The following is a 22,666-nucleotide window of genomic DNA, read 5'->3' as shown; positions in this document are numbered from 1 at the left end:
GTCCATGACAAATGGATGCATACGGTGCCTGGCGGCAGCGGGGCGCCGCAGCGGTGCGTCATCCGCCCAGCCCTTCTGTTAAGGTTTTGGCATGCGCACATCACCGTAGAGGAGCCGGCATGGAACGATACCTGGTCGTTTTCCGAGGGGCGACCGTCGACGAGGCGGAAGGCCCGCAACATGATTCCGTCCGCTGGGACGCCTGGTTCAACGGCCTGGGTTCGGCCCTGGTCGACCGGGGCGGCCTGGCGCGCAGCAGCGTCGAGGTGCCGAGCCGCCTGCGCGGCCCGAAACTCAACAGCGCTTCGCTGTCGGGCTACGCCATCATCGCCGCGCCCGACTTCAACGAGGCCGTGCGGCTGGCCGAGGAATGCCCGATCTTCGACGAGAAAGGCTCGGTCGAAATCGCGCGCCTGATCGAGGGCGGGAGCGCTCCCGCCCAGCTCGACCCGGGCCGGATCCAGCCGGTCGCGCCAGGTTGAAGCTTATTCCGCCACGAATACGACGGCCGTGCGCGGCGGCACGGTAAAGCTGCCGTTCGCGCTGTCGAAGCGCGCTTCCTTCGCGCGCTGGTCGGCCGCACCCGGCGCCAGGTGTACCGGATGCAGGCGCAGGCGCTTGCCGCGCAGGGCCTCGTCGCTGACCGTGTGCGCCACCTTGTCCACGTTCACCAGGTAGCTGAGACCGGCGAAGCGCGCGCCCGGATAGCCCTTGCCGTCCAGCCAGGCCGCCAGCACGGTCGCTTCCTGCTGCGGCCCCGTGTTGAAGAAGCGCAGGCGCTGCACGATGTCGTCGCTGGTCCGCAGGCGGAACAGGGTCGAGCTGGCGCGGATGCGCAACAGGTCGCGGAAGGCATCGCGCGCGAAGGCGATGTCGGCGGGCGCCGGCTTGATCGCCGCGTTCGCCAGGTAGGGCTTGAGCAGCGCCCAGTCCTTGCCGTTGTCGTCCTGCGGCGGCAGGCCGGTGCCGAAATAATTGTCCTGGTAAGTCCAGTCGATGCGGTTGAACCAGTCGCCCGAGTTGAAGCTGTTGCGGTCCAGGGACTTGGAGCGCAGGGTGTCGATGCCCGCGTGGTAGTAGGCCACGCCCTGGCTGAAGGCGTTGATCGCCATGCCCAGTACCTGCACGCGTGCGCGTTCAGCCGCCGGCGTCTCCACTGGCAGCTTGAGCACGTTGATGTCGAACAGGGTCTGGTTGTCGTGGTTCTCGACGTAGTTCACGACCTCGCCCGGCTGGCTGGCGTAGCCGGCCGGCTGGTTGCCATAGGCGATCTCCTGCATCGGTCGCACCCGGTCGTCAAAAGTACGCAGCGGGTAGGGACGCACCGAGCCGGCCAGGCCGACGCGGATCAGGTCCGCCGCGCGCAGCAGGTCGGCTTTCTGCTGGTCGCCGCCCTGCGCGTTCTGGTCGTAGACCAGGCCGTTGATATAGCCCTGGCGCTTGACCATCGCCTCGCCCGAGTCGCCCGCCGAGCCGCCGCGCACGGCGTCGCGCGCGCGGTCGCTGAAGGTGCCGATCCCGGAGCCGTTCAAGGATAGCTGCGAGGCCTGCACGAAGCGCGCGCCGTCGGCCACCTCGCCGAAGTTCCAGCCTTCGCCGATCAGCTGCACATGGCGTCCGGCAACCTTGTTCACGCGCTGCTGCAGGCGTTCCATGGCCGCGCGCGGCTGGTGCCCCATCAGGTCGAAACGGAAGGAATCGATCTTGTAGTGGCGGGTCCAGAGCACGGCGGAATCGATCATCAGCTTGGCCATCATCGTGTTCTCGGTCGCCGTGTTGTCGCAGCAGGTCGACCGCTCGATCGCTCCGGCAGCGTTCAGGCGGTGGTAGTAGCCGGGCACGATGCGGTCCAGCACCGACTTCTCGTTCTGGCCGGCGATGAAGGTGTGGTTGTAGACGACGTCCGTGCCGACCCGCAGGCCGGCCTTGTGCAGGTCCATCACCATCTGGCGGAACTCCAGCACGCGGCGCGCGCCGTCGAGCGGGTCGCTGGCATAGCTGCCTTCCGGCGCGTTGTAGTGGTAAGGGTCGTAGCCCCAGTTGAAGCAGTCCGTTTCCGCGGTCTTGCGCACCAGGGCCTGCTGGCTCTCGCCGTCCGGCGCGCCGCTCGGCTGCGGCACGGCGCAATTTTGCTCGGGCACGCTGCCCAGGTCGTAGACCGGCAGCAGGTGGATGTCGGTCAGGCCGGCCTTGGCCAGGGCCGCCAGGTGCTTCATGCCGTTCGACTGCGTCTCGCCGAAGGCGGTGTACTTGCCGCGCTTGGCCGCCGGCACGCTCGGATCGTTGATCGAGAAATCGCGCACGTGCAGCTCGTAGATGACCATGTCGGTCTGCGCCTTGACGGTGTTCGGCGCGCGCGTCTTGTCCCAGCCCTTCGGCTTGAGCTTCGGGGAGGCCAGGTCGGCGATGTAGCTGCGCTTGGAATCGGTGGTCAGGCTGACGGAATAGGGATCGGTGACGAGGTTGCGCACCAGGCCCATGCCGTCGACCACGACGTCGACCGCATACTTGTAGTAATGGCCGGACAGGTCGCGCCCGAACTGCGCGCTCCAGGCGCCGGTGCGCGCGTCCAGCTTCATGTCCTGCACGGCGCTGGCGCGGCCCGTGGCGCTGTCGTAGGTGCAGACCGCGACCTGCCGGGCGGTCGGGGCCCACAGCTTGAATGCGGTGCGCCTGGCGGTCGGCGTGGCGCCAAGGTCGGCGATCTTGTCGGCCGCGGCATAAAGGTCGTCGAGGGCGCCGGCCACCTGGATGCGGGTGGCGCTGCGGACCGTGCCGTCCGGGGCTTCGTGCACCAGCACCAGCTGCTCGCGGTGCAGGGCGGGGAGCTTGGCCAGGTCGCCGTCGCGTACCGTCAGCACCGGGCCGGAGGTCACGTACTTGAAGCGCTCGGCGGCGGCTTCTGGCGCCGGGATCGCGGCCACTTCCAGCTGCAGCGCGCCCGCCGCGCCTTCCACCTTGGCGCCGGGCTTGGCGACGATGCTCGCCAGCGGCGAGTGGTAGAGACGGTAGCTGCCCTGTAGCGAGGTGCCGGGCCAGCGGATCATGTGGCGGTCGAGCCAGACGGCGCGGGCCTCCAGGGTCGCGCTGGAGGCATGCAGGACCTGCTGGAAGGAGGGGGCGTCGCAGGCTTCGAGGGGAAGGGCAGCGTGGGCCGACGAGGACAGGGCGAAGGCGAAGAGAAGGGCGTAACGGAGTTGTTGGCTCATGTAGGGTGGACGGGTCCCCCGTCCACGCGTTCAAGCGGCCGGGGCATTGCCGTCATCAGGAATGATCTGGAAGCTGGTTGAACGCGTGGACGGCAGAGCCGTCCACCCTAGGTTTAAGCTGCGGTCGCGCGATAGTGGTCCACCATCTTGTAGCGCGTCGCATACCAGCCGAACACCGCCGCCGCCAGCAAGGCGAAGGCGGCGAAGAAATACATCTGGAAGGCGATCACGCCCACGCCCGAGTTCTCGATATGGGCGATCACCGCGTCGTTCTTGACGCCCGCGTTCACGATCAGCACCCACAGGTTGCCGACCGTGACCGCCAGGTACCACAGCGCCATGATCACGCCCTTCATCGAGGCCGGGGCCTGGCTGTACGCGAATTCCAGGCCGGTGGCCGAGACCAGCACCTCGCCCAGGGTCAGCAGGGCGTAGGGCAGGATCTGCCAGGCGATCGAGACCGGGTCGCCGGCGTCGAGCTGCACCTGCAGGTTGCCGACCACCACCCAGGCCGCCGCCGACAGGGCGATGCCGGCCGTCATGCGGCGCAGCGGGGTCGGCTCGAGGCCGATGGCGCGCAGCAGCGGGAACAGGGCGAAGTTGTTGAAGGGGATGAGCAGCATCACCAGCAGCGGGTTAAGAGCCTGCATCTGGGCCGGGATGACGGTGAAGCTGTAGCCCAGGAAGCTGACGTGGTTGCTCATGGCGTTGGCCTGCACGATCCAGGTCGAGGCCTTCTGGTCGAACAGGGACCAGAAGGGGGTGACCAGGCCGAACACGATCAGGATGCGCAGCACGGCGCGCACGCCGTCCACCGCTTCGTCGGGATGCTGGCCGCGCGCGCGGTCCAGTTGCACCGAGGCGCCGATGCCGACGAAAGCCAGCAGGAACACCAGGGCGGTACAGGCGGCGATCACGAAGCCCCACTTGGGCGTCATGGCCAGCGAGACCACGGCAAGGATGGCGCCGATGCCCGCGACGACCAGTCCCGGCCGGCCCTGGCCGGGTTTTTGGCTCAGCAGCGCGGTGCGCACCACGCGCAGGAAGGAATGCGGGTTGCTCGGCGCCGGCGGCACGTGCACGTACTTGCGCTTGCCGCTCCACAGGATCATGGTGGCGATGAACATCAGGATGCCCGGGATGCCGAAGGCCACCGAGGGGCCGTAATCGCGCAGGAAGATCGGCATCAGGAGCGAGGCGAAGAAGGAGCCGAAATTGATGATCCAGTAGAAGGCGTCGAACACGACCTTCGCCTTGTCCTTGTTGGTCTTGTCGAACTGGTCGCCCACGAAGGAGGCGACCAGCGGCTTGATGCCGCCCGAGCCGAAGGCGATCAGGAACAGGCCGAAGTAAAAACCATTGACGCTGTCCTCGAACAGGGCCAGGCAGGCGTGGCCGGCGCAGTAGATCAGGCTGAACCAGAAGATGGTGTTGTACTTGCCGTAGTAGCGGTCGGCCAGCCAACCGCCCAGCAGCGGGAAGAAATACACGCCCATCATGAAGGTGTGGAAGACGTGCTTGGCTTCGCCGGTGCGCTCGGATTCCGCCACGAACAGCAGCAGGGTCGAGATCAGGAAGGGCGTCAGGATGTTGCGCATCCCGTAGAAGCTGAAGCGCTCGCAGCCTTCATTGGCGATGATGAAGGGGATCTGGCGCGGCATGCGCCCGGTGCCGCTGGCGGCGGCGGAGGTGGCTGGTGAAGTCATGGCTTCGTTTTCCCGTTGTGCGAAACAGACGCGATCCTATGCTGAGGCTGAGCTACTTTGCAATAAAAATATCTTGCCGCCATGTTGTTAGTCTCGATGTCACGTAGTTTAGTTACTTTATAGGTGTTGTGTGTATGCAAATAAAATTTGCAAGTCATTGAAATCAAACAAATAATTGATGCATACCCTGGTGGGTCTTGAATTGTAAAGTTTTCTCTCATCCTGTATATTGGCTAGAATTTTCCACCGGACCTCAGCCATGACCCAGACTTCGCAAAGCAATCCGAACTGGTGGCGCGAAGCCATCATCTACCAGGTATACCCCCGCAGCTATCTCGACACGAATGGCGACGGCGTGGGCGACCTGGCCGGCATCACCGAGAAACTCGACTACATCGCCAGCCTGGGCGTGGACATCGTCTGGCTGTCCCCGTTCTTCAAGTCGCCGATGAAGGACTTCGGCTACGACATCGCCGACTATTGCGACGTCGATCCGCTGTTCGGCAACCTGGCCGACTTCGACCGCCTGGTCGCCAGGGCGCACAGCCTGGGCCTGAAGATCATGATCGACCAGGTGATGTCGCACACCGCCGACACCCATCCCTGGTTCGTCGAGAGCCGTTCGAACCGCGACAATCCGAAGTCCGACTGGTACGTGTGGGCCGACCCGCTCCCCGACGGCAACCCGCCCAACAACTGGCTTTCGGTGTTCGGCGGCTCGGCCTGGCAATGGGATACCCGCCGCAAGCAGTACTACATGCACAATTTCCTGGTCAGCCAGCCGCAGCTCAACTTCCACAACCCGGAAGTGCAGCAGGCCCACCTGGACGCCCAGCGTTTCTGGCTCGAGCGCGGCGTCGACGGCGTGCGCATGGACGCCTGCGTGTTCCACTTCCATGACCGCCAGCTGCGCAGCAACCCGCCGGCCCTGGTGCGCGACACCTCGACTGTCACCGACGTCAATCCCTACGGGATGCAGGCCCACATCTACGACAAGACCCAGCCCGAGAACATCGCCTTCCTGCAGCGCGTGCGCGCCCAGCTGGACGAATTCAAGGCGGTCTCGATCGGCGAAGTCAGCTCGGACGACGCGCTCGAGCAGATGGCCGAGTACACCGAAGGCGGCGACAAGCTGCACATGGCCTATAGCTTCAACCTGCTGACGCCGGTCTTCACGGCCGCCCATATCCGCAAGCAGGTCGAGGATTTCAACGAGCGCGTGAAGGATGGCTGGGCCTCCTGGTCAGTCGGCAACCACGATGCGATCCGCGTCATGACCCGCTGGGGCGGACCCGATGCCACGCCGGCGCTGGCCAAGCTGGTGCTGGCGATGCAGCTCTCGCTCAAGGGCACGCCCTGCCTCTACCAGGGCGACGAGCTGGCGCTGCCCGAAGCCGACGTGCCCTACGAGCTGCTGCAGGACCCCTACGGCATCACCTTCTGGCCCGAATTCAAGGGCCGCGACGGCTGCCGCACCCCGATGCCCTGGACCGGCGAGGCGCCGAACGCGGGCTTCACCAGCGGCAAGCCCTGGCTGCCGGTGGCCGAGCCGCACCGCGCGGCCAACGTCGAGGCGCAGGACAAGGACCCGGATTCGATGCTGAACTTCCAGCGCCGCTTCATCGCCTGGCGCCGCGGCATGCCGCAGCTGACCCGCGGCGAGATCGCCTTCTTCGACGCGCCCGAACCCATCCTGGCGCTGCGCCGCGAGGTGGAAGGGATGGACAGCGTACTGGCCGCCTTCAACCTCTCCAGCCGCGAAGTCAGCTTCGACTGGCCGGAGACCGCCCATGCCACGCTCCTCGACACGCACGGCCTGCCTGGCCAGGCGAGCGGCGGCAAGCTAACGCTGCCACCTTACGGCGCCTGGTTCGGCGCCGTCCCGGCGGGCCGCTGATGGGCGGCCAGCTGCGCGTGGACCAGGACCGCGACAAGTTCGCGCGGGCTGCCTTCGCGGACGGTCCGCGCCTGCTGGCCGACATCGGCGCGACCCATGCGCGCTTCGCGCTGCAGACCGCGCCGGGCCAGTTCCGCGCGGTGAGCGTGCTGCGCTGCGACGACTTCCCGGGCATCGTCCCGCTGCTGCGCCACTACCTGCGCGACCATGCGGACCTGAAACTGCACCACGCCGCCTTCGCGGTGGCGAACCCGATCAGCGGCGACTTCGTGCGCATGACCAACCGCGCCTGGGAGTTCTCGACCGACGCCGTGCGCCGCGAGCTGGGTTTGCAGACCCTCCTGATCGTCAACGACTTCACCGCGCTGGCCATGGCCATTCCCGGCTTCGCGCAGGAAGACCTGATGCAGGTGGGACAGGGCAAGCCGGCCTCGAACGCCGTGATCGGCGTGCTGGGCCCGGGCACCGGCCTGGGCGTATCGGGCGTGATCCCGACCGCCGACGGTTTCGTCACCCTGGGCTCCGAGGGCGGCCACGTGAACTTCGCGCCGGCCGACGAGCGCGAGTTCGCGATCCTGCAATACGCCTGGCGCGAGTGGCGCCACGTCTCGAACGAGCGCCTGATCTCGGGTCCGGGCATGGAGATCATCTACCGCGCCCTGGCCCAGCGTAGCGACGCCCGGCGCAATCGCGTCGACGCGCCCGCGCGCGACCCGGCCGCCATCGTGGCGGGCGCGCTGGAAGCGGACGATCCGCTGTGCCTGGAAGTGCTGGAATGCTTCTGCGGCATGCTGGGCGGGGCGGCCGCCAACCTGGCGGTGACCCTGGGCGCCTTCGGCGGCATCTTCATCGGCGGCGGCATCGTGCCGCGCATGGGCGAGTGGTTCCTGCGCTCGCCTTTCCGGGCGCGCTTCGAGGCCAAGGGGCGCTTTTCGACCTACCTGGCGGACATTCCGACCTACGTCATCACCACGCCGAACCCCGCCTTCCATGGCGTGGCGACCATCCTGGCCGAGCACCTGCGCGGCAGGAGCGGCGCCAACACCCTGATGGAACGCATCCAGCAGCTGCGCCACGAGCTCTCGCCGGCCGAGCAGCGCGTCGCCACCCTCGTCATCGAGCAGCCGCGCATGGTGCTCAACGAGCCGATCGCCGAGATCGCACGCCTGGCCGACGTGAGCCAGCCGACCGTGATCCGCTTTTGCCGTTCGCTGGGCTTCCAGGGCCTGGCCGAGTTCAAGCTGAAGTTCGCCTCCAGCCTGACCGGCTCGATCCCGGTGCGCCACAGCCAGGTGCGCACCAGCGACAGCACCCACGACCTGTCGGCCAAGGTGATCGACAACACGGTGTCCGCCATCCTGCGCTTCCGCGACCAGCTCGACGTGCGCTCGCTCGACCGCGCGATCGAACTGGTAAGCAAGGCGCGGCGCGTCGAGTTCTACGCGGTCGGCAATGCGCGCGCGGTGGCGCTGGACGGGCAGCACAAGTTCTTCCGTTTCCGGATTCCGACGGCGTCGTATGGCGATGCGCACCTGTTCAAACTGGCCGCCGAGCTGCTGGGGCCGGGCGACGTGGTGATCGCGGTGTCGAATTCAGGGAATGTGCCCGAGCTGCTGGAGGCGGTCGACGCGGCGCGCGCGGCGGGCGCGGACGTGATCGCGATCAGCAACAGCCAGTCGCCGCTGGCGCGCAAGGCCAGCGTCTGCCTGGCCGTGGACCACGCGGAGGACAGCAGCAGCTTCCTGTCGATGATCTCGCGCATCCTGCAGCTGCTGCTGATCGACATCGTGGCGGTGGGGATTTCGGTGGATGGACAGCATGGGCAGGGCGGGGAGCCGCACAGGCTCTTGATCTCGCACCTGGATAGCTGAATAAGGCTCGGCCCCGACCTGCTTGGTCAGCCCCAAGACCGTCGCAAGCGCCACTGGCGCTTGCGACGGTTTTTTGGCTAACTCAGAGCTAGCCAGTCGTGTCCGCGCGATCAATCCGCGCTTTTCAACTCCACCCGCTTGATCTTGCGCCGCCACTCCTGCAGGCTGAGCAGCTTGTCGGTCTCGACGTCTTCCACCAAAATCTCGTCCCCGCTCTGCGCCACCAGGAAGCTCTCGCGCCGGCGCACGTCCTCGGCGCGGTTCTCGACGAAGGTGAGCTGGTAGTACTTCCTGCCGTTGATCTCGCGCGGAGTCGGATCGTCCTCGATCACCGCGCCGTGCGCCTTGCCGCCCGAACGCCGCTCGATCTGGTTCGACCAGGCCGTCAGCTCCGGCAGGGCCAGCAGCGACGCCATCGCCTGCTCCTTGGTGCGCGGCTGCGGCGCCGCGGACTGCTCTGCGGCCGGCCTGGCCGGCTCCTCGCGCTCGGCGCGCTTGCAGCCGGCGACGGTGCAGGCCAGCGCCAGCAACACGAACAGCAGGCGCAAAAAAGGAGAAACAGCGGGAGAAACAGCGGGAGAAACAGCGGGAGAAACAGCGGGAGAAACAGCGGCGGGATGGGACATGGCAAGCCTCGTGGGGTGACGCGGTCATACTAAACCAAGCGTGTTCGCCCGGCAACAGATGAGCTCGCCGCCAGCCGGATGCCAAAACAAAAAGCCCGCAAGGCGCGAACCTTGCGGGCTTTTCCGTGTGGAGGATGGCGCGGTCGCCCGCGCCAAGTCGCCTGGGGCAATTACATCATGCCGTCCATGCCGCCCATGCCACCCATGCCGCCCATGCCGCCCATGCCGCCGGCCGGCTTGTCTTCGGTCACTTCCGAAACCATGCAGTCGGTGGTCAGCATCAGGCCGGCGATCGAGGCTGCGTTCTGCAGCGCCGAGCGGGTGACCTTGGCCGGATCCAGCACGCCCATTTCGACCATGTCGCCGTAGGTGCCGTTGGCGGCGTTGTAGCCGTAGTTGCCCGAACCGGCGATCACGGCTGCGACCACGACCGACGGCTCATCGCCGGCGTTCTGGACGATCATGCGCAGCGGCTCTTCCATGGCGCGCAGGACGATCTTGATGCCTGCGTCCTGGTCCGGGTTGTCGCCCTTGATGTCCAGCGACGAACGTGCGCGCAGCAGGGCCACGCCGCCGCCAGGAACGATGCCTTCTTCCACGGCGGCGCGGGTTGCGTGCAGCGCGTCTTCCACGCGTGCCTTCTTCTCTTTCATCTCGACTTCGGTAGCTGCACCGACGCGGATCACGGCAACGCCGCCGGCCAGCTTGGCCACGCGCTCTTGCAGTTTTTCGCGGTCGTAGTCCGAGGTCGCTTCTTCGATCTGGACGCGCACCATCTTGACGCGTGCTTCGATCGCTTCAGCGGCGCCGGCGCCGTCGATGATGATGGTGTTTTCCTTGCCGACTTCGATGCGCTTGGCCTGGCCCAGTTCGTTCAGCGTGACCTTTTCCAGGGTCAGGCCGACTTCCTCGGCGATCACCTGGCCGCCGGTCAGGATGGCGATGTCTTCCAGCATGGCCTTGCGGCGGTCGCCGAAGCCCGGAGCCTTGACGGCGACGGTCTTCAGGATGCCGCGGATGTTGTTGACCACCAGGGTCGCCAGGGCTTCGCCTTCGATGTCTTCGGCGACGATCACCAGCGGACGGCCGGCCTTGGCCACTTGCTCCAGCACCGGCAGCAGGTCGCGGATGTTCGAGATCTTCTTGTCGCACAGCAGGACGAATGGGTTCTCGTGCACGGCGACTTGCTTGTCCGGGTTGTTGATGAAGTAAGGCGACAGGTAGCCGCGGTCGAACTGCATGCCTTCCACGATGTCCAGCTCGTCGTTCAGCGACTTGCCGTCTTCGACGGTGATGACGCCTTCCTTGCCGACTTTTTCCATCGCTTCGGCGATGCGCTCGCCGATCGAGGTTTCCGAGTTGGCCGAGATGGCGCCAACCTGGGCGATTTCCTTCGAGGTGGTGGTCGGCTTGGCGATCTTCTTGAGTTCTTCGACGGTGGCTGCGACGGCCTTGTCGATGCCGCGCTTCAGGTCCATCGGGTTCATGCCGGCGGCAACGAACTTCATGCCTTCGCGGACGATGGCTTGTGCCAGCACGGTCGCGGTGGTGGTGCCGTCGCCGGCGTTGTCGCTGGTCTTCGAAGCGACTTCCTTGACCATCTGCGCGCCCATGTTCATGAGCTTGTCTTTCAGTTCGATCTCTTTGGCGACCGAGACGCCGTCCTTGGTCACGGTCGGGGCGCCGAACGAGCGCTCCAGCACGACGTTGCGGCCTTTCGGGCCCAGGGTGACCTTGACCGCGTTGGCCAGGATGTTGACGCCTTCAACCATTTTTGCGCGCGCTGCGTCGCCAAACACTACTTCTTTAGCTGCCATGTTCTGTATCTCCGAATGAATTCGTGAATGGTTCTAGGAATTACTGGGCCACGACGGCCATGATGTCTTCTTCGCGCATCACCAGCAGCTCTTCGCCGTTGACCTTGACGGCCTGGCCGGAGTACTTGCCGAACAGCACGCGGTCGCCGACCTTCACTTCCAGCGGACGGACCTGGCCGTTATCCTGCACCTTGCCGTTACCGATGGCGAGCACCTCACCCTGGTCTGGCTTCTCGGCGGCTGCATCAGGGATGATGAGGCCGGATGCAGTTTTGGTTTCCTGGTCGAGACGCTTCACGATTACGCGATCGTGCAGAGGACGAAGGTTCATGCAAAACTCCTTATATTTCAGTGGTTTGACTAGCTATCAATTGCCGCCGCATCCAGGTTTTCCCCAGCTTGCGTCGGCTGCAAAGAGTTGTTAGCACTCTCTACTAACGAGTGCTAATTATAGGGACGATAAGTACCCATTTCAAGCCACAGTGTGGCTTGTTTAACTGATCTTTTTGCGATATCACAATTTAATGGAGGGATTGCCCCTCTGGCGGGGCAGTGGCGGCCTGACCAGCGGGGCAGGGTACACCCCCGTGGGGTTTCACGCCGCACGGGTGCCAGTTGCCATTTTCACAGCGATTCGGTTGACTGAAAATCCATCTCGGTCCTATAGTGTCGAATGATTTCCGAATTCCAAGACCTCTCAGACAAAATCGACCGGCTCGCCCAGCTGACCCAGTCTTTGCGCGCCGAGAATTACCTGCTGCGCCAGGCCAACCACTTGCTGAGCGTCGAGAACGTCTCCTTCAGGGACCGCCTGCTGGAGGCCCAGCGCCGGCTCGAGGCCCTGATCGGACAGCTGCCGCCGCCGCCCGGCGGGGACGGCGAAGGCGCCGCCGACGAGAGCGAGGCCACCCAATGATCCATCTCGACGTCACCATCATGGGCCAGCCCTACCGCCTGGCCTGCCGCGAAGGCGAGGAGCGCACCTTGCGCGAAGCGGTCCATTACCTCGACGGCAAGATGTGCGCGCTGCGCGACTCGGGCAAGGTCAAGGGCACCGACCGTATCGCGGTCATGGCGGCCTTGTCGGTCGCGGCCGAATTCCTGTCGGTGAAGTCGCCCCAGGGTCCGCTGTCGGACATGTCCATCCTCGAAGTCAAGCAGAAACTGGAAGCGATGCACACGGTGTTGGACAAGGCCTTGTCGCCGCAGGAAAATCTGTCTTGACGGCCGAAACCGTTTGACATGCCCGGCCAAGGGAGTAAACTGCGCTCTACCCTGCGGTGTTCGAGATTTGCCATATATTCCTTGAACCATTCTTACGCATAGGTTGTGGAACACGTTCGATGGGCGTGAGCGTCGCTAGTCCGACGAACCCGAAATTGATCTGACCGCGACCACCTTGAACCGTTCTGGTTCGGGATGCCGGCAGAAACGGCACAGGCGGGGCACAGATACAGGCGGTTGCGCACTTCGGTTCGCAACCGTTTTTTTTTGCGCGTCGTCCCGGCGCGCTTTGTTTTGTATGCGCCATTCCTGGCGCGCTTTGTTTGATTTGTTGTGGAGGCGCGATGCGCTATTGGCTGATGAAATCCGAACCCGACGAGGTCAGCTTCGACGACCTGCTGGCCGCGCCGCAGCGGACGCTGGCCTGGTTCGGCGTGCGTAACTACCAGGCGCGCAACTTCATGCGCGACGCCATGTCGGTCGGCGACGGCGTCCTGTTCTACCACTCCAGCTGCGCGGTCCCCGGCGTGGCGGGCATCGCCGAAGTCGCGAGCACCCCGTATCCGGACGCGAGCCAGTTCGACCCGGCCAGCAAGTACCACGACCCCAAGGCGAAGCAGGAAGAACCGCGCTGGATCTCGGTCGACGTGCGCGCCGTGGAACAGGGGCGCTACCTGCCGCTGTCCGAGCTGCGCGCCATTCCCGCGCTGGAGGACATGGTCCTGCTGCAGAAGGGCAGCCGCCTGTCGATCTCGCCGGTCACGGCGCAGGAGTGGAACACCATTGTCGCCCTGGTGCGCGGCAAGGGAGCGTGATGGACATTCCGCTGATCCTCGTCCTGCTCGCGATGGGCGCCTTCGGCGGCTTCGCCGCCGGCCTGCTCGGCATCGGCGGCGGCATGGTGCTGGTCCCCTTCATCACGATGATCTTCAGCGCGCGCGGCATCGCGCCCGAGCTGGTGGTGCACATGGCGATCGCGACCTCGCTCGCCACCATCCTGTTTACCTCGCTGTCCTCGATGCGGGCGCACCACGCCCACGGCGCGATCCTGTGGCCGGTGGTGAAGCTGCTGGCGCCCGGCATCCTGGTGGGCTCCTGGATCGGTCCCTGGATCGGCAAGCAGATGAACGCCTCGGTGCTGGCCGCCTTCTTCGGCGTGTTCGTGGCCTTCTCGGCGACCCAGATGCTGGTCGGGAAAAAGCCCGCCGGGACGCGCGAGCTGCCCGGCACGCCCGGCATGTTCGCGGCGGGCGGCGCGATCGGCGTGCTGTCGGGGATCGTCGGCGCGGGCGGCGGCTTCATCTCCGTGCCCTTCATGACCTGGTGTAACGTGCGCATCCACAACGCGGTGGCGACCAGCGCGGCGCTGGGCTTCCCGATCGCGCTCTCGGGGACGCTGTCGAACATCTACTGGGGGTGGGGAGAACCGGGGCTGCCGGCGTATTCGCTCGGTTTCATCTACCTGCCGGCGCTGGCCATCATCGTGCTGGCCAGCGTCAGCATGGCGCCGCTGGGCGCGCGCACGGCGCACAAGATGCCGGTGCGCCGGCTGCAGAAGATCTTCGCGGTGATCTTGTACGCGCTGGCGGCCTATATGTTCTTCAAATCGGCAAGTTAAACGATTTTGCGTGGAATGGGAGGGGCGCAGCCGACAAGGGCTTATGCCATCCCCTTATTGGCGGCCCCTGCCAGGATCAGAACGCCAGCGCAAATCAAACTGATCGTCCGTGGCGCGGCGTGGGTGCGTGGTGTCGAATTCGCACTGGCTTCGGTACATTCCGCACGAGACAGCATGTAGCCCAAGGCCAGGAATCCACAGCCAGCGCCAAATGTCAGGTCGCCAATCGAAGATTCGCTGAACCCTATTGCGATATCGTAGATCGCAGTCACAAGTAGAGCGCCAACAATAATTGCCTTCATGTTCGGACTCTTATCCCGGTTTAATACTTTTCGCATTTATTCCAGCAAATACTTTCACTGGCCCCCCTTACTATTGTCCGTGAGAGGAGCCAGTCGCAGTTGCTTACTTCGAGGAGGCGCGCTTGTAACCTTCCTGGAAGCCTTCGGCGAAGTCAGTGACTGCGTCGTAGACCACGATAGCGGTCAGCAGAAACTGAATAAGACCGCCATTGACTTCATCGATTTCCGCAGCGTTGAGTTCTACCATGTTCGTTTTCATTTTTATTAACCCATCGTGATGCTGTTGAATTCTTCGGCGCGGATGTCGCCGGCTTTTGCGCGGGTCTCGAAGTAGTGCCATGCTTCGCCGCACAGCTCGCCCAGGTGCTTCCAAATACCTGCTCCGCTGACCTCTTCAACCTCGAATGCGCAAAGTTCTTGCATGCTATCTCCTGATATTAAAAATATTATGTAAATGTCCTCTGGGGACATAATAATTCTAAGAGAGACAAATATTTTCCGCAATGAATATAAGACGCCAGTTCGAATTTAATGTGAAATGCATTGAGATAATGCGGATCGAATGGGGTGGCCAGGTAAATCTGATTTAAGCAAGTGAATAAGCACGCCACCTGCCGACATTCGCGGCGGATAGGAATATGCGGTTCTATAATGGCCTGGATTCTCAGATATCCATTGTTCGAGCGCGCAGCGTTGAGCGCTTGCTATGCCTGGATCTCCGGCGTGCGCCTTTAATCAGGCGGACACGACACCTGGGCCGGCTCTGATTTATTCATGGTGGCGGCCCTAGCCGCGAGAAAAAATGTGCCCGGCAGCCTTGCCGGGCACATTTTTCGTGACCGATTCATGCGCGCCAGCATGAAGCTGTGCCTCCCTAGGCCGCCTGCCTGGTCTCCGGCCTTTGGGGAACGACATCCTGGGCCACCTGGCCGTTGTGCAGGACGATCACGCGTTCCGCCATCTGGATCGTCTCCGGACGGTGGGCGACGATGATCCGGGTCAGCGGAATCCGCTGGATCGCCTGGTTGACGGCCTGTTCGTTCCACACGTCCAGGTGGCTGGTCGCTTCGTCCAGCACCAGGATCTTCGGATTCTTGTACAGCGAGCGCGCCAGCAGGATGCGCTGCTTCTGTCCGCCCGACAGGCCGGTGCCGATGTCGCCCACCAGGGTATTGAAGGCCATCGGCATGGCGGCGATCTCGGGCGCGATGGCGGCCAGCTCGGCGCACTGGTAGACGCGCTGCATGTCGATCATCGGGTCGAAGAAGGCGATGTTGTCCGCGATCGATCCGGCGAACAGGGAATCGTCCTGCATCACGGTGCCCAGCATCTCGCGGTAGTTCGCCATGCCGAGCGAGCCGAGGGGCACGTCGCCGATGCGGATCTCGCCGCCGGTCGGCGTGAGCAGGCCGAGCAGCAGTTTCATCAGGGTGGTCTTGCCGCAGCCCGAGGGGCCGGTGATCGCCACGCATTGCCCGGCCGGGATGCTCAGGTTGAGGTCACGGATGACTTCGGGCTCGCTGTCGGAATAGCGGAAGCTGAGGTTCCTGATCTCGATCGACGGCAGGATATGGCTCGCATCCATCTCGGCCGCGCCGTCGTCCCGTTCCGCTTCGGTCAGCACGATGTCGGCCAGGCGCTCGCCGTGCAGGCGGATCATGCGCAGTTCGAACAGCTTGTCGATCAGGCTGGCCATGCGCTGGCTGAACTGGTCCTTGTAGCTGATAAAGGCGAACAGCATGCCGACCGAGAATTCGTTGTTCAGCACGGCCAGGGCCGCGATCCAGATCACGATCACACGCTCGCCGCTGAACAGCAGGGTGTTGGCGGTCTGGTAGGACACCGACAGCTTGGCGATGCGCAGCTGGGCATTGAATTCGTCGGTCAGCGAGTTCATCCAGCCCGAGCGGCGCTCGTCGCTGCGCCCGAACAGGCGGATGCTTTGCATGCCGCGCACGGTTTCCATGAAGTGGCTTTGCTGTTTGGCGGCGTGGATGATCTGCTCGGAATTCGCATCGCGCAGGGGGCGGAAGATCGCCCAGCGCAGCAGCGCGTAAAGCACCACGGCGATGCAGGCCACGCCTGCCAGCGTGGGGCTGTACAAGAGCATCATGATGAGGGTGCCCAGCACCAGCACGCCGTCGATGACGCCTTCGACGAACTGGGTGGTGAGGCTGGTCTGCATGCGCTGGATCGAGCCGAAGCGCGACACGATGTCGCCGGTGTGGCGCTTCTCGAAATAGGGCAGCGGCAGCTTGAGCAGGTGCGAGAAGGCATTGCCCAGCCATTGCAGGTTCAGGCTGGTGGCCAGTACGGTGGTGATCCAGGAGCGCACGGCGCCGATCGCGGTCTGGAGCAGGACCAGCAGCAGGAAGCCGCAGCCCAGCACCGTGATCAGGTCGCGGTCTGCGGCCAGCAGCGCTTCGTCCACCAGCCACTGCATATAGAAGGGGGCGACCAGGGCGCATACCTGCAGGGCCAGGCCGAGCGCGAGCAGCTGGAACAGGCCGCGGCGCAGGCCGACCACGCGTCCCATCAGCGAGAACAGGGAGAACTGCTGGCGTTCTTCCTTGGCCTCGAACTGGGAGGTCGGCGTCAGTTCGAGGGCGATGCCGGTGAAGTGCTTGCCGAACTCCTCCATCGGCATGCGCCGTTCGCCGACGGCCGGATCGTGGATGACGACGTGGCTGGACGACACCGACTCGAGCACCACGAAGTGGTTCAGGTCCCAGTGCAGGATGCAGGGCAGCTTCAGTTCGGGCAGGTGCGGCAGGTCCAGCTTGAGCGGACGCGTCTGCAGGGACAGGCCGCCCGCCATGGCCATCAGGCCTTTCAGGTTCACGCCCTTCATCGACACCGAGAAGCGGCGGCGCATGCTCGGGATGTCGATCTGGTGCCCCCAGTAGCTGGCGACCATGGCCATGCAGGCGAGGCCGCATTCGGCCCCTTCGGTCTGGAGCATGACGGGCAGCCGGCGGCTGTTCCAGAAGGCTAACTGGGAAAGAAGAGGAAATTGCATAACTCAGCTGCGATCACGGGATGGGCTGGCCGCGTACGGGGCTGCGGCCAGCGGGATGGGAAGAAAAGCGCGCCGGACTTACAGGCGGCCTGAAATGCTGAAAATCGGCTCCAGCACCCATTCGTAGAGCTTGCGGCGCTCGAGCAGGACGCTGGCGTCGACCAGCATGCCGGAGCGCAGCGGCATCGGCGCGCCATAGGCTTGCACGGTCTGCCGGTCGAGTTCGAGGCGGATGCGGTACACCGGCTCGGATTGGGCCACGCCAGGCATGGCCGCCGCCGAGAAGGGCAGCTCCTCGGGGCGCACCGAGGTGGTCGCCACCTCGCGCACGCGGGCCGGATGCTGGCCGAACTTCTGGTACGGGAAGGCCTGGTAGCGCAGCAGGGCCGTCATGCCCGGCTTGATGAAGCCGACCGCGCGCGAAGGCACGTACATTTCCGCTTCCAGCTTGCTGCCTTCGGGCAGGATCGATGCCAGCGAGGTCGAACCGCCCACGGTCTGGCCGAGGCTCGCCGTGATCGCCGTGACCGTGCCGCTGAGGCGTGCGCGGACCGGGATCTCGCGCCGCGCCTCGTTCTCGGTCAGGTCCTGTTCGAGGGTCGAGGCGCTGCGGCGCAAGGCGTTTTCGTCGCGCATGGCCTGCACCGCGATATCCTGCTCCTCGGCCTGGGTGCTCACGAGGTCGCGCTGGGTGGCGGAGCGGATGCGGTCGATCTCGAGCAGGCGCTGGCGCTGGTCGAGCAGCTCGCCTTCGCGTTCCTGCAGCTGGGCGGCCGAGATGTAGTTGGTGGCCTTCAGCTGTGCGAAGCGGGCCACGGTCTGCTCGGACAGGGCGATGCGCTGCTTCTGCATGAGGGCCTGGTTTTCCAGCCGCTTGATCTCGCCCTCCAGGTCGCGCGCACGCTGCCGCAGCGCGGCGCGGCGATGTTCGGCCTGCACCTTGGCCTGCTTCAGTTCGGTGTGGAAGCTGTCGCGGCGCTTCACGAGCAAATCGGAAATCAGGGCTTCGGTGGATTGCGGGTCGGACGAGCTGCGCTCGCTGGAGACGACGAACAGGACCTCGCCTTCGCGCACGAACTGGCCTTCCTTGATGTGGATTTCCCTGATGACGCCGGCCTGGCTCGGGAGCACGCGGGTGACGCCCGCGCTCGGCGCCAGCATGCCCTGGACCTGCGCTTTGCGGGTCGTCTCGAAAAAGGCGAAGAAGGCGATCAGCAGCAGCGCCAGGCCGACGAATACGCCGGTCAGGACGATATGGCTGAAGGGACGGGTCAGGATGACGGTGCCGTACTGGCGCACCGTTACGTGCTCGACGGCTTGCTGGCGAAACAGGGTCCGGGGTGCGGCTTCGGGAGGCTGATTTGCGGGCTGATTTGCGGGCTGAGATTCTGGCGGGCTTTCCGCCCCTTCCTGCGGGTTGCTTACGGTGTCGCGCACAGCAATGTCTTTCAAAACCAGGCCTCAGGACGGCGCCGCCGCATGGCCCGCGGCATGCACGAGACGCGCATGACACGAGGGATTTCGCAGGGACCGCTGATGCGTATTAGCGATATGTGTTTTTAGTATTGCATCGCCTATTGAAGATTTGCAAGACAGAAGAAACCAATACAACGCTTTCGCCGTCAGGTTATGCGGACCGGATCAAACGGGAGATGCCGCGCGCATATACACGCGGATTCTCACCATGTTTCACGCAGGATGGGTGGGTATTCAGGCGTGCACCGCACGCTTGCCCGGCTGCTTGTAGGCCCAGGCCAGCATCGCCAGCGCCGCGACGATCATCGGCAGCGACAGCATCTGGCCCGAGGTCACGGGAATGCCTGCGACGCTGACTTCCCAGTCCGGCACCCGGAAGTATTCGGTGAAGAAGCGCGCGCAGCCATACAGCAAGGTGAACAGCGCGCCCACCGCCAGGCGCGGGCGCGCCTTGCGCGCGAATGGCCACAGGATCAGGAACACCAGCACGCCGTCGACCAGGCACTGGTAGAGCGGCGAGGGATGGCGCGGGCCTTCCACGCCCGGCCACAGCATGGCCCAGGGCAGCGAGGGATCGGCCAGGCGTCCCGGCAGTTCCGCGTTGATGAAGTTGCCAATGCGGCCGGCCGCGTACCCGAGCGGCACCATCGGCGCGATGAAGTCGTACACGTCGAGCAGATTGCGCTTGCGGCGGCGCGCCCACAGCGCCATCGCGACCAGCACGCCCAGGAAGCCGCCGTGGAAGGACATGCCGCCCTTCCAGACCATGAAGATCTCGAGCGGGTGCTCGAGGAAGTAGAGCGGCTGGTAGAACAGCACCTCGCCCAGGCGTCCGCCCAGGATCACGCCCAGCATCCCGTAGAACAGCATGTCGTCGAGATCGTCCCTGGTCCAGCCCTGGGCCGCGATGTGCGGCTGGCGGATGCGCAGGCGTCCCAGCATCAGGAACTGGGCGAAGGCCAACACGTACATCAGGCCATACCAGTGGATGTCGACCGGGCCGATGGAAAACGCGATCGGGTTCGGCTGCGGATGAATCAGCATAGTCAGTCTTTCGATTCAGTTTTCAAACAAGAGGTTGATAAAGCCCTTGAGCACCGGCGACGCATTGTCGCGGCGCCAGGCCAGGCCGGTCTCGGCCAGCGGGGCCGGGTCCAGCAAAGGACGGTATTCTACGCCCGGGCGCATCAGGTTCGACACCGATTGTGGCACAAGTGCCATGCCCATGCCGCCGGAGACCAGGCTGACGATGGTCTGCATCTGGATCGCTTCCTGCCCGATCATGGGCGTGACGCCGGCCGCACGGAAGCACGCGAGAATGGCGTCGTGCAGCGCCGGGGCCACCGCGCGCGGAAAGATCACCAGCGGCAGCGGCGGCAGGTCGCGCAGGCGCACCGGCCTCTCTCCACGCAAGGCCTCCAGGCCGCTGGGCGCGCACAGGACCAGCGGCTCCTCGACGATCCGGCGGTAGGCGAGCAGGGCGCCGGACGCGCCCGGCAACGGCGGGATCACGAAGCCGGCGTCGATGCGGCCGTGCAGCAGCTCCTCGAACTGCACATCCGAGGTGGCCTCCTGCAGCACCATGCGCACCGCCGGATAGGCGGCGCTGTAGCGTCGCAGGGTGGCCGGCAGCACCGACAGGCCGGCGGTGGTGACGAAGGACAGGGCCAGGCGTCCCGCCTCGCCCGAGGCCACGCGCCGCACCAGCTCGGGCAGGGCTCCCGCTTCCTCCAGGATGCGGCGCGCTTCCGGCAGCAGGGCGCTGCCGGCCGGCGTCAAGGTGACCTGGCGCCGGTTGCGCAGGAACAGGGGCGCGCCCAGCAATTCCTCCAGGCCGGCGATGCTCTGCGACAGCGGCGGCTGGGTCATGTGCAGGCGGGCGGCGGCGCGGCCGAAGTGCAGCTCCTCGGCGACGGTGACGAAATGGCGCAGCTGGCGCAGCTCGGGAGTCATCGATACGTTAGACATATGGTTTGGACCGGGTGATACAGCCCGCATATTACACGCACGGCGCGCCGTTTGACCTCGGAAGCGCGGCAAGGCATGCTGGCAGGCCTGACTTCGAAGGAGCTTGTCATGGCCGACCCCGCGCGCTACAACCGCCGTTCCCGCCACGTCACCGAAGGCGTCGCCCGCAGTCCGAACCGCTCGATGTATTACGCGATGGGCTACCGCGAGGAGGACTTCGACAAGCCGATGATCGGCGTCGCCAACGGCCATTCGACCATCACGCCCTGTAATTCCGGCTTGCAGAAGCTGGCCGACGTCGCCATCGCCACCATCAAGGACGCGGGCGCCAACCCGCAGGTCTTCGGCACCCCGACCATCTCGGACGGCATGTCGATGGGCACCGAGGGCATGAAGTTCTCGCTGATCTCGCGCGAGGTGATCGCCGACTGCATCGAGACCTGCGTCAACGGCCAGTGGATGGACGGCGTGGTCGTGATCGGCGGCTGCGACAAGAACATGCCGGGCGGGATGATCGCCCTGGCGCGCCTGAACGTGCCCGGCATCTATGTCTACGGCGGCACCATCAAGCCCGGCCACTGGAAAGGGAAGGACCTGACCATCGTTTCCGCTTTCGAGGCGGTGGGCGAGTTCACCGCCGGGCGCATGAGCCGCGAGGACTTCGAGGGCATCGAGCGCAATGCCTGTCCTTCGTCCGGTTCCTGCGGCGGCATGTACACGGCCAACACCATGTCGTCCTCCTTCGAGGCGCTCGGCATGTCGCTGCTGTACTCCTCGACCATGGCCAATCCGGACGACGAGAAGGTCGGCTCGGCCGCGCAGTCCGCGCGCGTGCTGGTCGAGGCGGTCAAGCGCGACCTCAAGCCGCGCGACATCATCACGCGCGAATCGATCGAGAACGCGGTGGCCCTGATCATGGCCACGGGCGGCTCCACCAACGCGGTGCTGCACTACCTGGCCATCGCCCACGCGGCCAATGTGGAATGGTCGCTCGACGATTTCGAGCGCGTGCGGCGCAAGGTCCCGGTGATCTGCAACCTCAAGCCCTCGGGCCAGTATGTGGCGACCGACCTGCACCAGGCCGGCGGCATCCCCCAGGTGATGAAGCTGCTGCTCGACGCCGGCCTGCTGCACGGCGGCTGCATGACCATCACCGGCCGCACCCTGGCCGAGGAACTGGCCGATGTGCCCTCCGCGCCGCCGGCGGGGCAGGACGTGATCCGCCCCCTGGACCGGGCGCTGTACGACGAGGGCCACCTGGCCATCCTGAAGGGCAACCTGGCGCCCGAGGGCGCGGTGGCCAAGATCACGGGACTCAAGAACCCCCTCATCACGGGCCCGGCGCGGGTGTTCGACGACGAGCAGTCGGCCATGGATGTGATCCTGGCGAACGGCATCCAGCCGGGCGATGTGCTGGTGCTGCGCTACCTGGGCCCGAAAGGCGGACCGGGCATGCCGGAGATGCTGGCGCCGACGGCCGCGCTGATCGGCAAGGGGCTGGGCGAATCGGTGGGCCTGATCACGGACGGACGCTTCTCGGGCGGGACCTGGGGCATGGTGGTCGGGCACGTGGCGCCCGAAGCCTACGAGGGCGGCACGATCGCGCTGGTGCGGGAAGGCGATTCGGTGACGATCGATGCGCACCAGCTGCTGATCCAGCTGAACGTGCCGGAGGACGAGCTGGCGCGAAGACGGGCGGCGTGGGTGAAGCCGGCGCCGCGGTATACGCGCGGGGTGCTGGCGAAGTTTGCGAAGCTGACCGCGAGTGCGAGCAGGGGGGCGGTGACGGATTGAGGCGGTGTGCTGCGAACTTGGGTCCCCGCGAAGGCGCACTGCTGTCCGGGATAAGCGATACCTCTGCCTTTGCAGAGGGTTTGTAGCAGAATTAGCAATATTTGTTCGTCATACGCGCCACCGGCGCCTACGACTTCCC

General features: G+C 65.2%; 19 protein-coding genes, 1 other RNA gene and 1 pseudogene. 9 read left to right on the top strand and 12 right to left on the bottom strand.

Going from position 1 to position 22,666, the window contains the following annotated elements:
• Positions 1 to 119 precede the first annotated feature (119 nt).
• Positions 120 to 482 (top strand): hypothetical protein, encoded by a 363-nt coding sequence (locus tag V7778_RS21785; protein WP_335559115.1) that lies wholly within the window; start codon positions 120 to 122, stop codon positions 480 to 482.
• Between the two features lie 3 nt (positions 483 to 485).
• On the opposite strand, the gene V7778_RS21780 is transcribed toward V7778_RS21785, so the two are convergent.
• On the bottom strand, positions 486 to 3,209 hold the full coding sequence (locus V7778_RS21780; RefSeq protein ID WP_335559113.1) for an alpha-1,6-glucosidase domain-containing protein: 2,724 nt from the start codon (positions 3,207 to 3,209) through the stop codon (positions 486 to 488).
• Positions 3,210 to 3,322: 113 nt separating this feature from the next.
• Positions 3,323 to 4,933 (bottom strand): annotated as a pseudogene (locus V7778_RS21775) (POT-type proton-dependent oligopeptide transporter); the annotation flags it as partial.
• 241 nt (positions 4,934 to 5,174) lie between these two features.
• Here V7778_RS21775 and V7778_RS21770 point away from each other — a divergent pair.
• Positions 5,175 to 6,812, top strand: a complete 1,638-nt coding sequence (locus tag V7778_RS21770) for an alpha-glucosidase (protein WP_335559110.1) — start codon at positions 5,175 to 5,177, stop codon at positions 6,810 to 6,812.
• A complete protein-coding gene (locus tag V7778_RS21765; RefSeq protein WP_335559109.1) occupies positions 6,812 to 8,683 on the top strand; it encodes a glucokinase in 1,872 nt (623 codons plus the stop codon). The genes V7778_RS21770 and V7778_RS21765 overlap by 1 nt, the downstream gene beginning before the upstream one ends.
• Before the next feature lie 110 nt (positions 8,684 to 8,793).
• On the opposite strand, the gene V7778_RS21760 is transcribed toward V7778_RS21765, so the two are convergent.
• The 3 genes from V7778_RS21760 to groES form a co-directional block, all read right to left on the bottom strand.
• Positions 8,794 to 9,309, bottom strand: a complete 516-nt coding sequence (locus V7778_RS21760; protein WP_335559106.1) for a hypothetical protein — start codon at positions 9,307 to 9,309, stop codon at positions 8,794 to 8,796.
• Between the two features lie 170 nt (positions 9,310 to 9,479).
• Positions 9,480 to 11,126, bottom strand: a complete 1,647-nt coding sequence (groL, locus tag V7778_RS21755) for a chaperonin GroEL (RefSeq protein WP_335559104.1) — start codon at positions 11,124 to 11,126, stop codon at positions 9,480 to 9,482.
• Between the two features lie 40 nt (positions 11,127 to 11,166).
• On the bottom strand, positions 11,167 to 11,457 hold the full coding sequence (gene groES / locus V7778_RS21750) for a co-chaperone GroES (RefSeq protein ID WP_211519370.1): 291 nt from the start codon (positions 11,455 to 11,457) through the stop codon (positions 11,167 to 11,169).
• 342 nt (positions 11,458 to 11,799) lie between these two features.
• Here groES and V7778_RS21745 point away from each other — a divergent pair, with 342 nt between their 5' ends.
• From V7778_RS21745 to V7778_RS21725, 5 genes are all read left to right on the top strand, one after another.
• Entirely contained in the window at positions 11,800 to 12,042 is a 243-nt protein-coding gene (locus V7778_RS21745) for a hypothetical protein (protein WP_335559102.1), read from the top strand.
• Positions 12,039 to 12,350: a cell division protein ZapA gene (locus V7778_RS21740; RefSeq protein ID WP_211519368.1), complete on the top strand. Its 312-nt coding sequence runs from the start codon at positions 12,039 to 12,041 to the stop codon at positions 12,348 to 12,350. The genes V7778_RS21745 and V7778_RS21740 overlap by 4 nt, the downstream gene beginning before the upstream one ends.
• Positions 12,351 to 12,395: 45 nt before the next feature.
• Positions 12,396 to 12,577, top strand: a non-coding RNA gene (ssrS, locus tag V7778_RS21735) — 6S RNA.
• A 117-nt stretch (positions 12,578 to 12,694) separates the two neighbouring features.
• A complete protein-coding gene (locus V7778_RS21730) occupies positions 12,695 to 13,165 on the top strand; it encodes an EVE domain-containing protein (protein WP_335559100.1) in 471 nt (156 codons plus the stop codon).
• Positions 13,165 to 13,968 carry a sulfite exporter TauE/SafE family protein gene (locus V7778_RS21725; protein ID WP_335559098.1) on the top strand — a complete coding sequence of 268 codons (804 nt, stop codon included), beginning with the start codon at positions 13,165 to 13,167 and terminating at the stop codon, positions 13,966 to 13,968. The genes V7778_RS21730 and V7778_RS21725 overlap by 1 nt, the downstream gene beginning before the upstream one ends.
• Positions 13,969 to 14,009: 41 nt before the next feature.
• Here the strand turns inward: V7778_RS21725 and V7778_RS21720 are convergent, their stop codons facing one another.
• The 7 genes from V7778_RS21720 to V7778_RS21690 form a co-directional block, all read right to left on the bottom strand.
• Positions 14,010 to 14,270, bottom strand: a complete 261-nt coding sequence (locus tag V7778_RS21720; protein WP_335559096.1) for a hypothetical protein — start codon at positions 14,268 to 14,270, stop codon at positions 14,010 to 14,012.
• A 103-nt stretch (positions 14,271 to 14,373) separates the two neighbouring features.
• Entirely contained in the window at positions 14,374 to 14,517 is a 144-nt protein-coding gene (locus tag V7778_RS21715; protein WP_335559092.1) for a hypothetical protein, read from the bottom strand.
• 17 nt (positions 14,518 to 14,534) lie between these two features.
• Positions 14,535 to 14,693, bottom strand: a complete 159-nt coding sequence (locus tag V7778_RS21710; protein ID WP_335559091.1) for a hypothetical protein — start codon at positions 14,691 to 14,693, stop codon at positions 14,535 to 14,537.
• A 451-nt stretch (positions 14,694 to 15,144) separates the two neighbouring features.
• The gene (locus tag V7778_RS21705; RefSeq protein ID WP_442920744.1) at positions 15,145 to 17,232 is read right to left on the bottom strand and encodes a peptidase domain-containing ABC transporter; all 2,088 of its coding nucleotides are present in this window, start codon (positions 17,230 to 17,232) and stop codon (positions 15,145 to 15,147) included.
• Positions 17,233 to 17,367: 135 nt separating this feature from the next.
• Complete coding sequence (locus tag V7778_RS21700; RefSeq protein ID WP_335559087.1) at positions 17,368 to 18,726, bottom strand: HlyD family secretion protein; 1,359 nt, start codon at positions 18,724 to 18,726, stop codon at positions 17,368 to 17,370.
• Positions 18,727 to 18,999: 273 nt separating this feature from the next.
• Positions 19,000 to 19,809, bottom strand: coding sequence for a prolipoprotein diacylglyceryl transferase (gene lgt / locus V7778_RS21695; RefSeq protein WP_335559085.1), 810 nt, complete (start codon positions 19,807 to 19,809; stop codon positions 19,000 to 19,002).
• Positions 19,810 to 19,824: 15 nt separating this feature from the next.
• Positions 19,825 to 20,718: a LysR family transcriptional regulator gene (locus V7778_RS21690; protein ID WP_335559134.1), complete on the bottom strand. Its 894-nt coding sequence runs from the start codon at positions 20,716 to 20,718 to the stop codon at positions 19,825 to 19,827.
• A gap of 123 nt (positions 20,719 to 20,841) precedes the next feature.
• Between V7778_RS21690 and ilvD the strand changes: the two genes are divergently transcribed.
• Positions 20,842 to 22,527, top strand: a complete 1,686-nt coding sequence (gene ilvD, locus V7778_RS21685; protein WP_335559082.1) for a dihydroxy-acid dehydratase — start codon at positions 20,842 to 20,844, stop codon at positions 22,525 to 22,527.
• Positions 22,528 to 22,666 lie beyond the last annotated feature (139 nt).

Source organism: Massilia sp. DD77 (assembly GCF_036961685.1).
Taxonomy (GTDB): domain Bacteria; phylum Pseudomonadota; class Gammaproteobacteria; order Burkholderiales; family Burkholderiaceae_D; genus Telluria.
This window is presented reverse-complemented; position numbering and strand designations above follow the sequence as displayed.

Bases quoted from the DNA above. Each gene is read 5' to 3' on its own strand.
- V7778_RS21785 (WP_335559115.1), top strand. From the start codon at position 120: ATGGAACGATACCTGGTCGTTTTCCGAGGGGCGACCGTCGACGAGGCG.
- V7778_RS21780 (WP_335559113.1), bottom strand. From the start codon at position 3,209: ATGAGCCAACAACTCCGTTACGCCCTTCTCTTCGCCTTCGCCCTGTCC.
- V7778_RS21770 (WP_335559110.1), top strand. From the start codon at position 5,175: ATGACCCAGACTTCGCAAAGCAATCCGAACTGGTGGCGCGAAGCCATC.
- V7778_RS21765 (WP_335559109.1), top strand. From the start codon at position 6,812: ATGGGCGGCCAGCTGCGCGTGGACCAGGACCGCGACAAGTTCGCGCGG.
- V7778_RS21760 (WP_335559106.1), bottom strand. From the start codon at position 9,309: ATGTCCCATCCCGCCGCTGTTTCTCCCGCTGTTTCTCCCGCTGTTTCT.
- groL (WP_335559104.1), bottom strand. From the start codon at position 11,126: ATGGCAGCTAAAGAAGTAGTGTTTGGCGACGCAGCGCGCGCAAAAATG.
- groES (WP_211519370.1), bottom strand. From the start codon at position 11,457: ATGAACCTTCGTCCTCTGCACGATCGCGTAATCGTGAAGCGTCTCGAC.
- V7778_RS21745 (WP_335559102.1), top strand. From the start codon at position 11,800: ATGATTTCCGAATTCCAAGACCTCTCAGACAAAATCGACCGGCTCGCC.
- V7778_RS21740 (WP_211519368.1), top strand. From the start codon at position 12,039: ATGATCCATCTCGACGTCACCATCATGGGCCAGCCCTACCGCCTGGCC.
- V7778_RS21730 (WP_335559100.1), top strand. From the start codon at position 12,695: ATGCGCTATTGGCTGATGAAATCCGAACCCGACGAGGTCAGCTTCGAC.
- V7778_RS21725 (WP_335559098.1), top strand. From the start codon at position 13,165: ATGGACATTCCGCTGATCCTCGTCCTGCTCGCGATGGGCGCCTTCGGC.
- V7778_RS21720 (WP_335559096.1), bottom strand. From the start codon at position 14,270: ATGAAGGCAATTATTGTTGGCGCTCTACTTGTGACTGCGATCTACGAT.
- V7778_RS21715 (WP_335559092.1), bottom strand. From the start codon at position 14,517: ATGGTAGAACTCAACGCTGCGGAAATCGATGAAGTCAATGGCGGTCTT.
- V7778_RS21710 (WP_335559091.1), bottom strand. From the start codon at position 14,693: ATGCAAGAACTTTGCGCATTCGAGGTTGAAGAGGTCAGCGGAGCAGGT.
- V7778_RS21705 (WP_442920744.1), bottom strand. From the start codon at position 17,232: ATGCTCCAGACCGAAGGGGCCGAATGCGGCCTCGCCTGCATGGCCATG.
- lgt (WP_335559085.1), bottom strand. From the start codon at position 19,809: ATGCTGATTCATCCGCAGCCGAACCCGATCGCGTTTTCCATCGGCCCG.
- V7778_RS21690 (WP_335559134.1), bottom strand. From the start codon at position 20,718: ATGACTCCCGAGCTGCGCCAGCTGCGCCATTTCGTCACCGTCGCCGAG.
- ilvD (WP_335559082.1), top strand. From the start codon at position 20,842: ATGGCCGACCCCGCGCGCTACAACCGCCGTTCCCGCCACGTCACCGAA.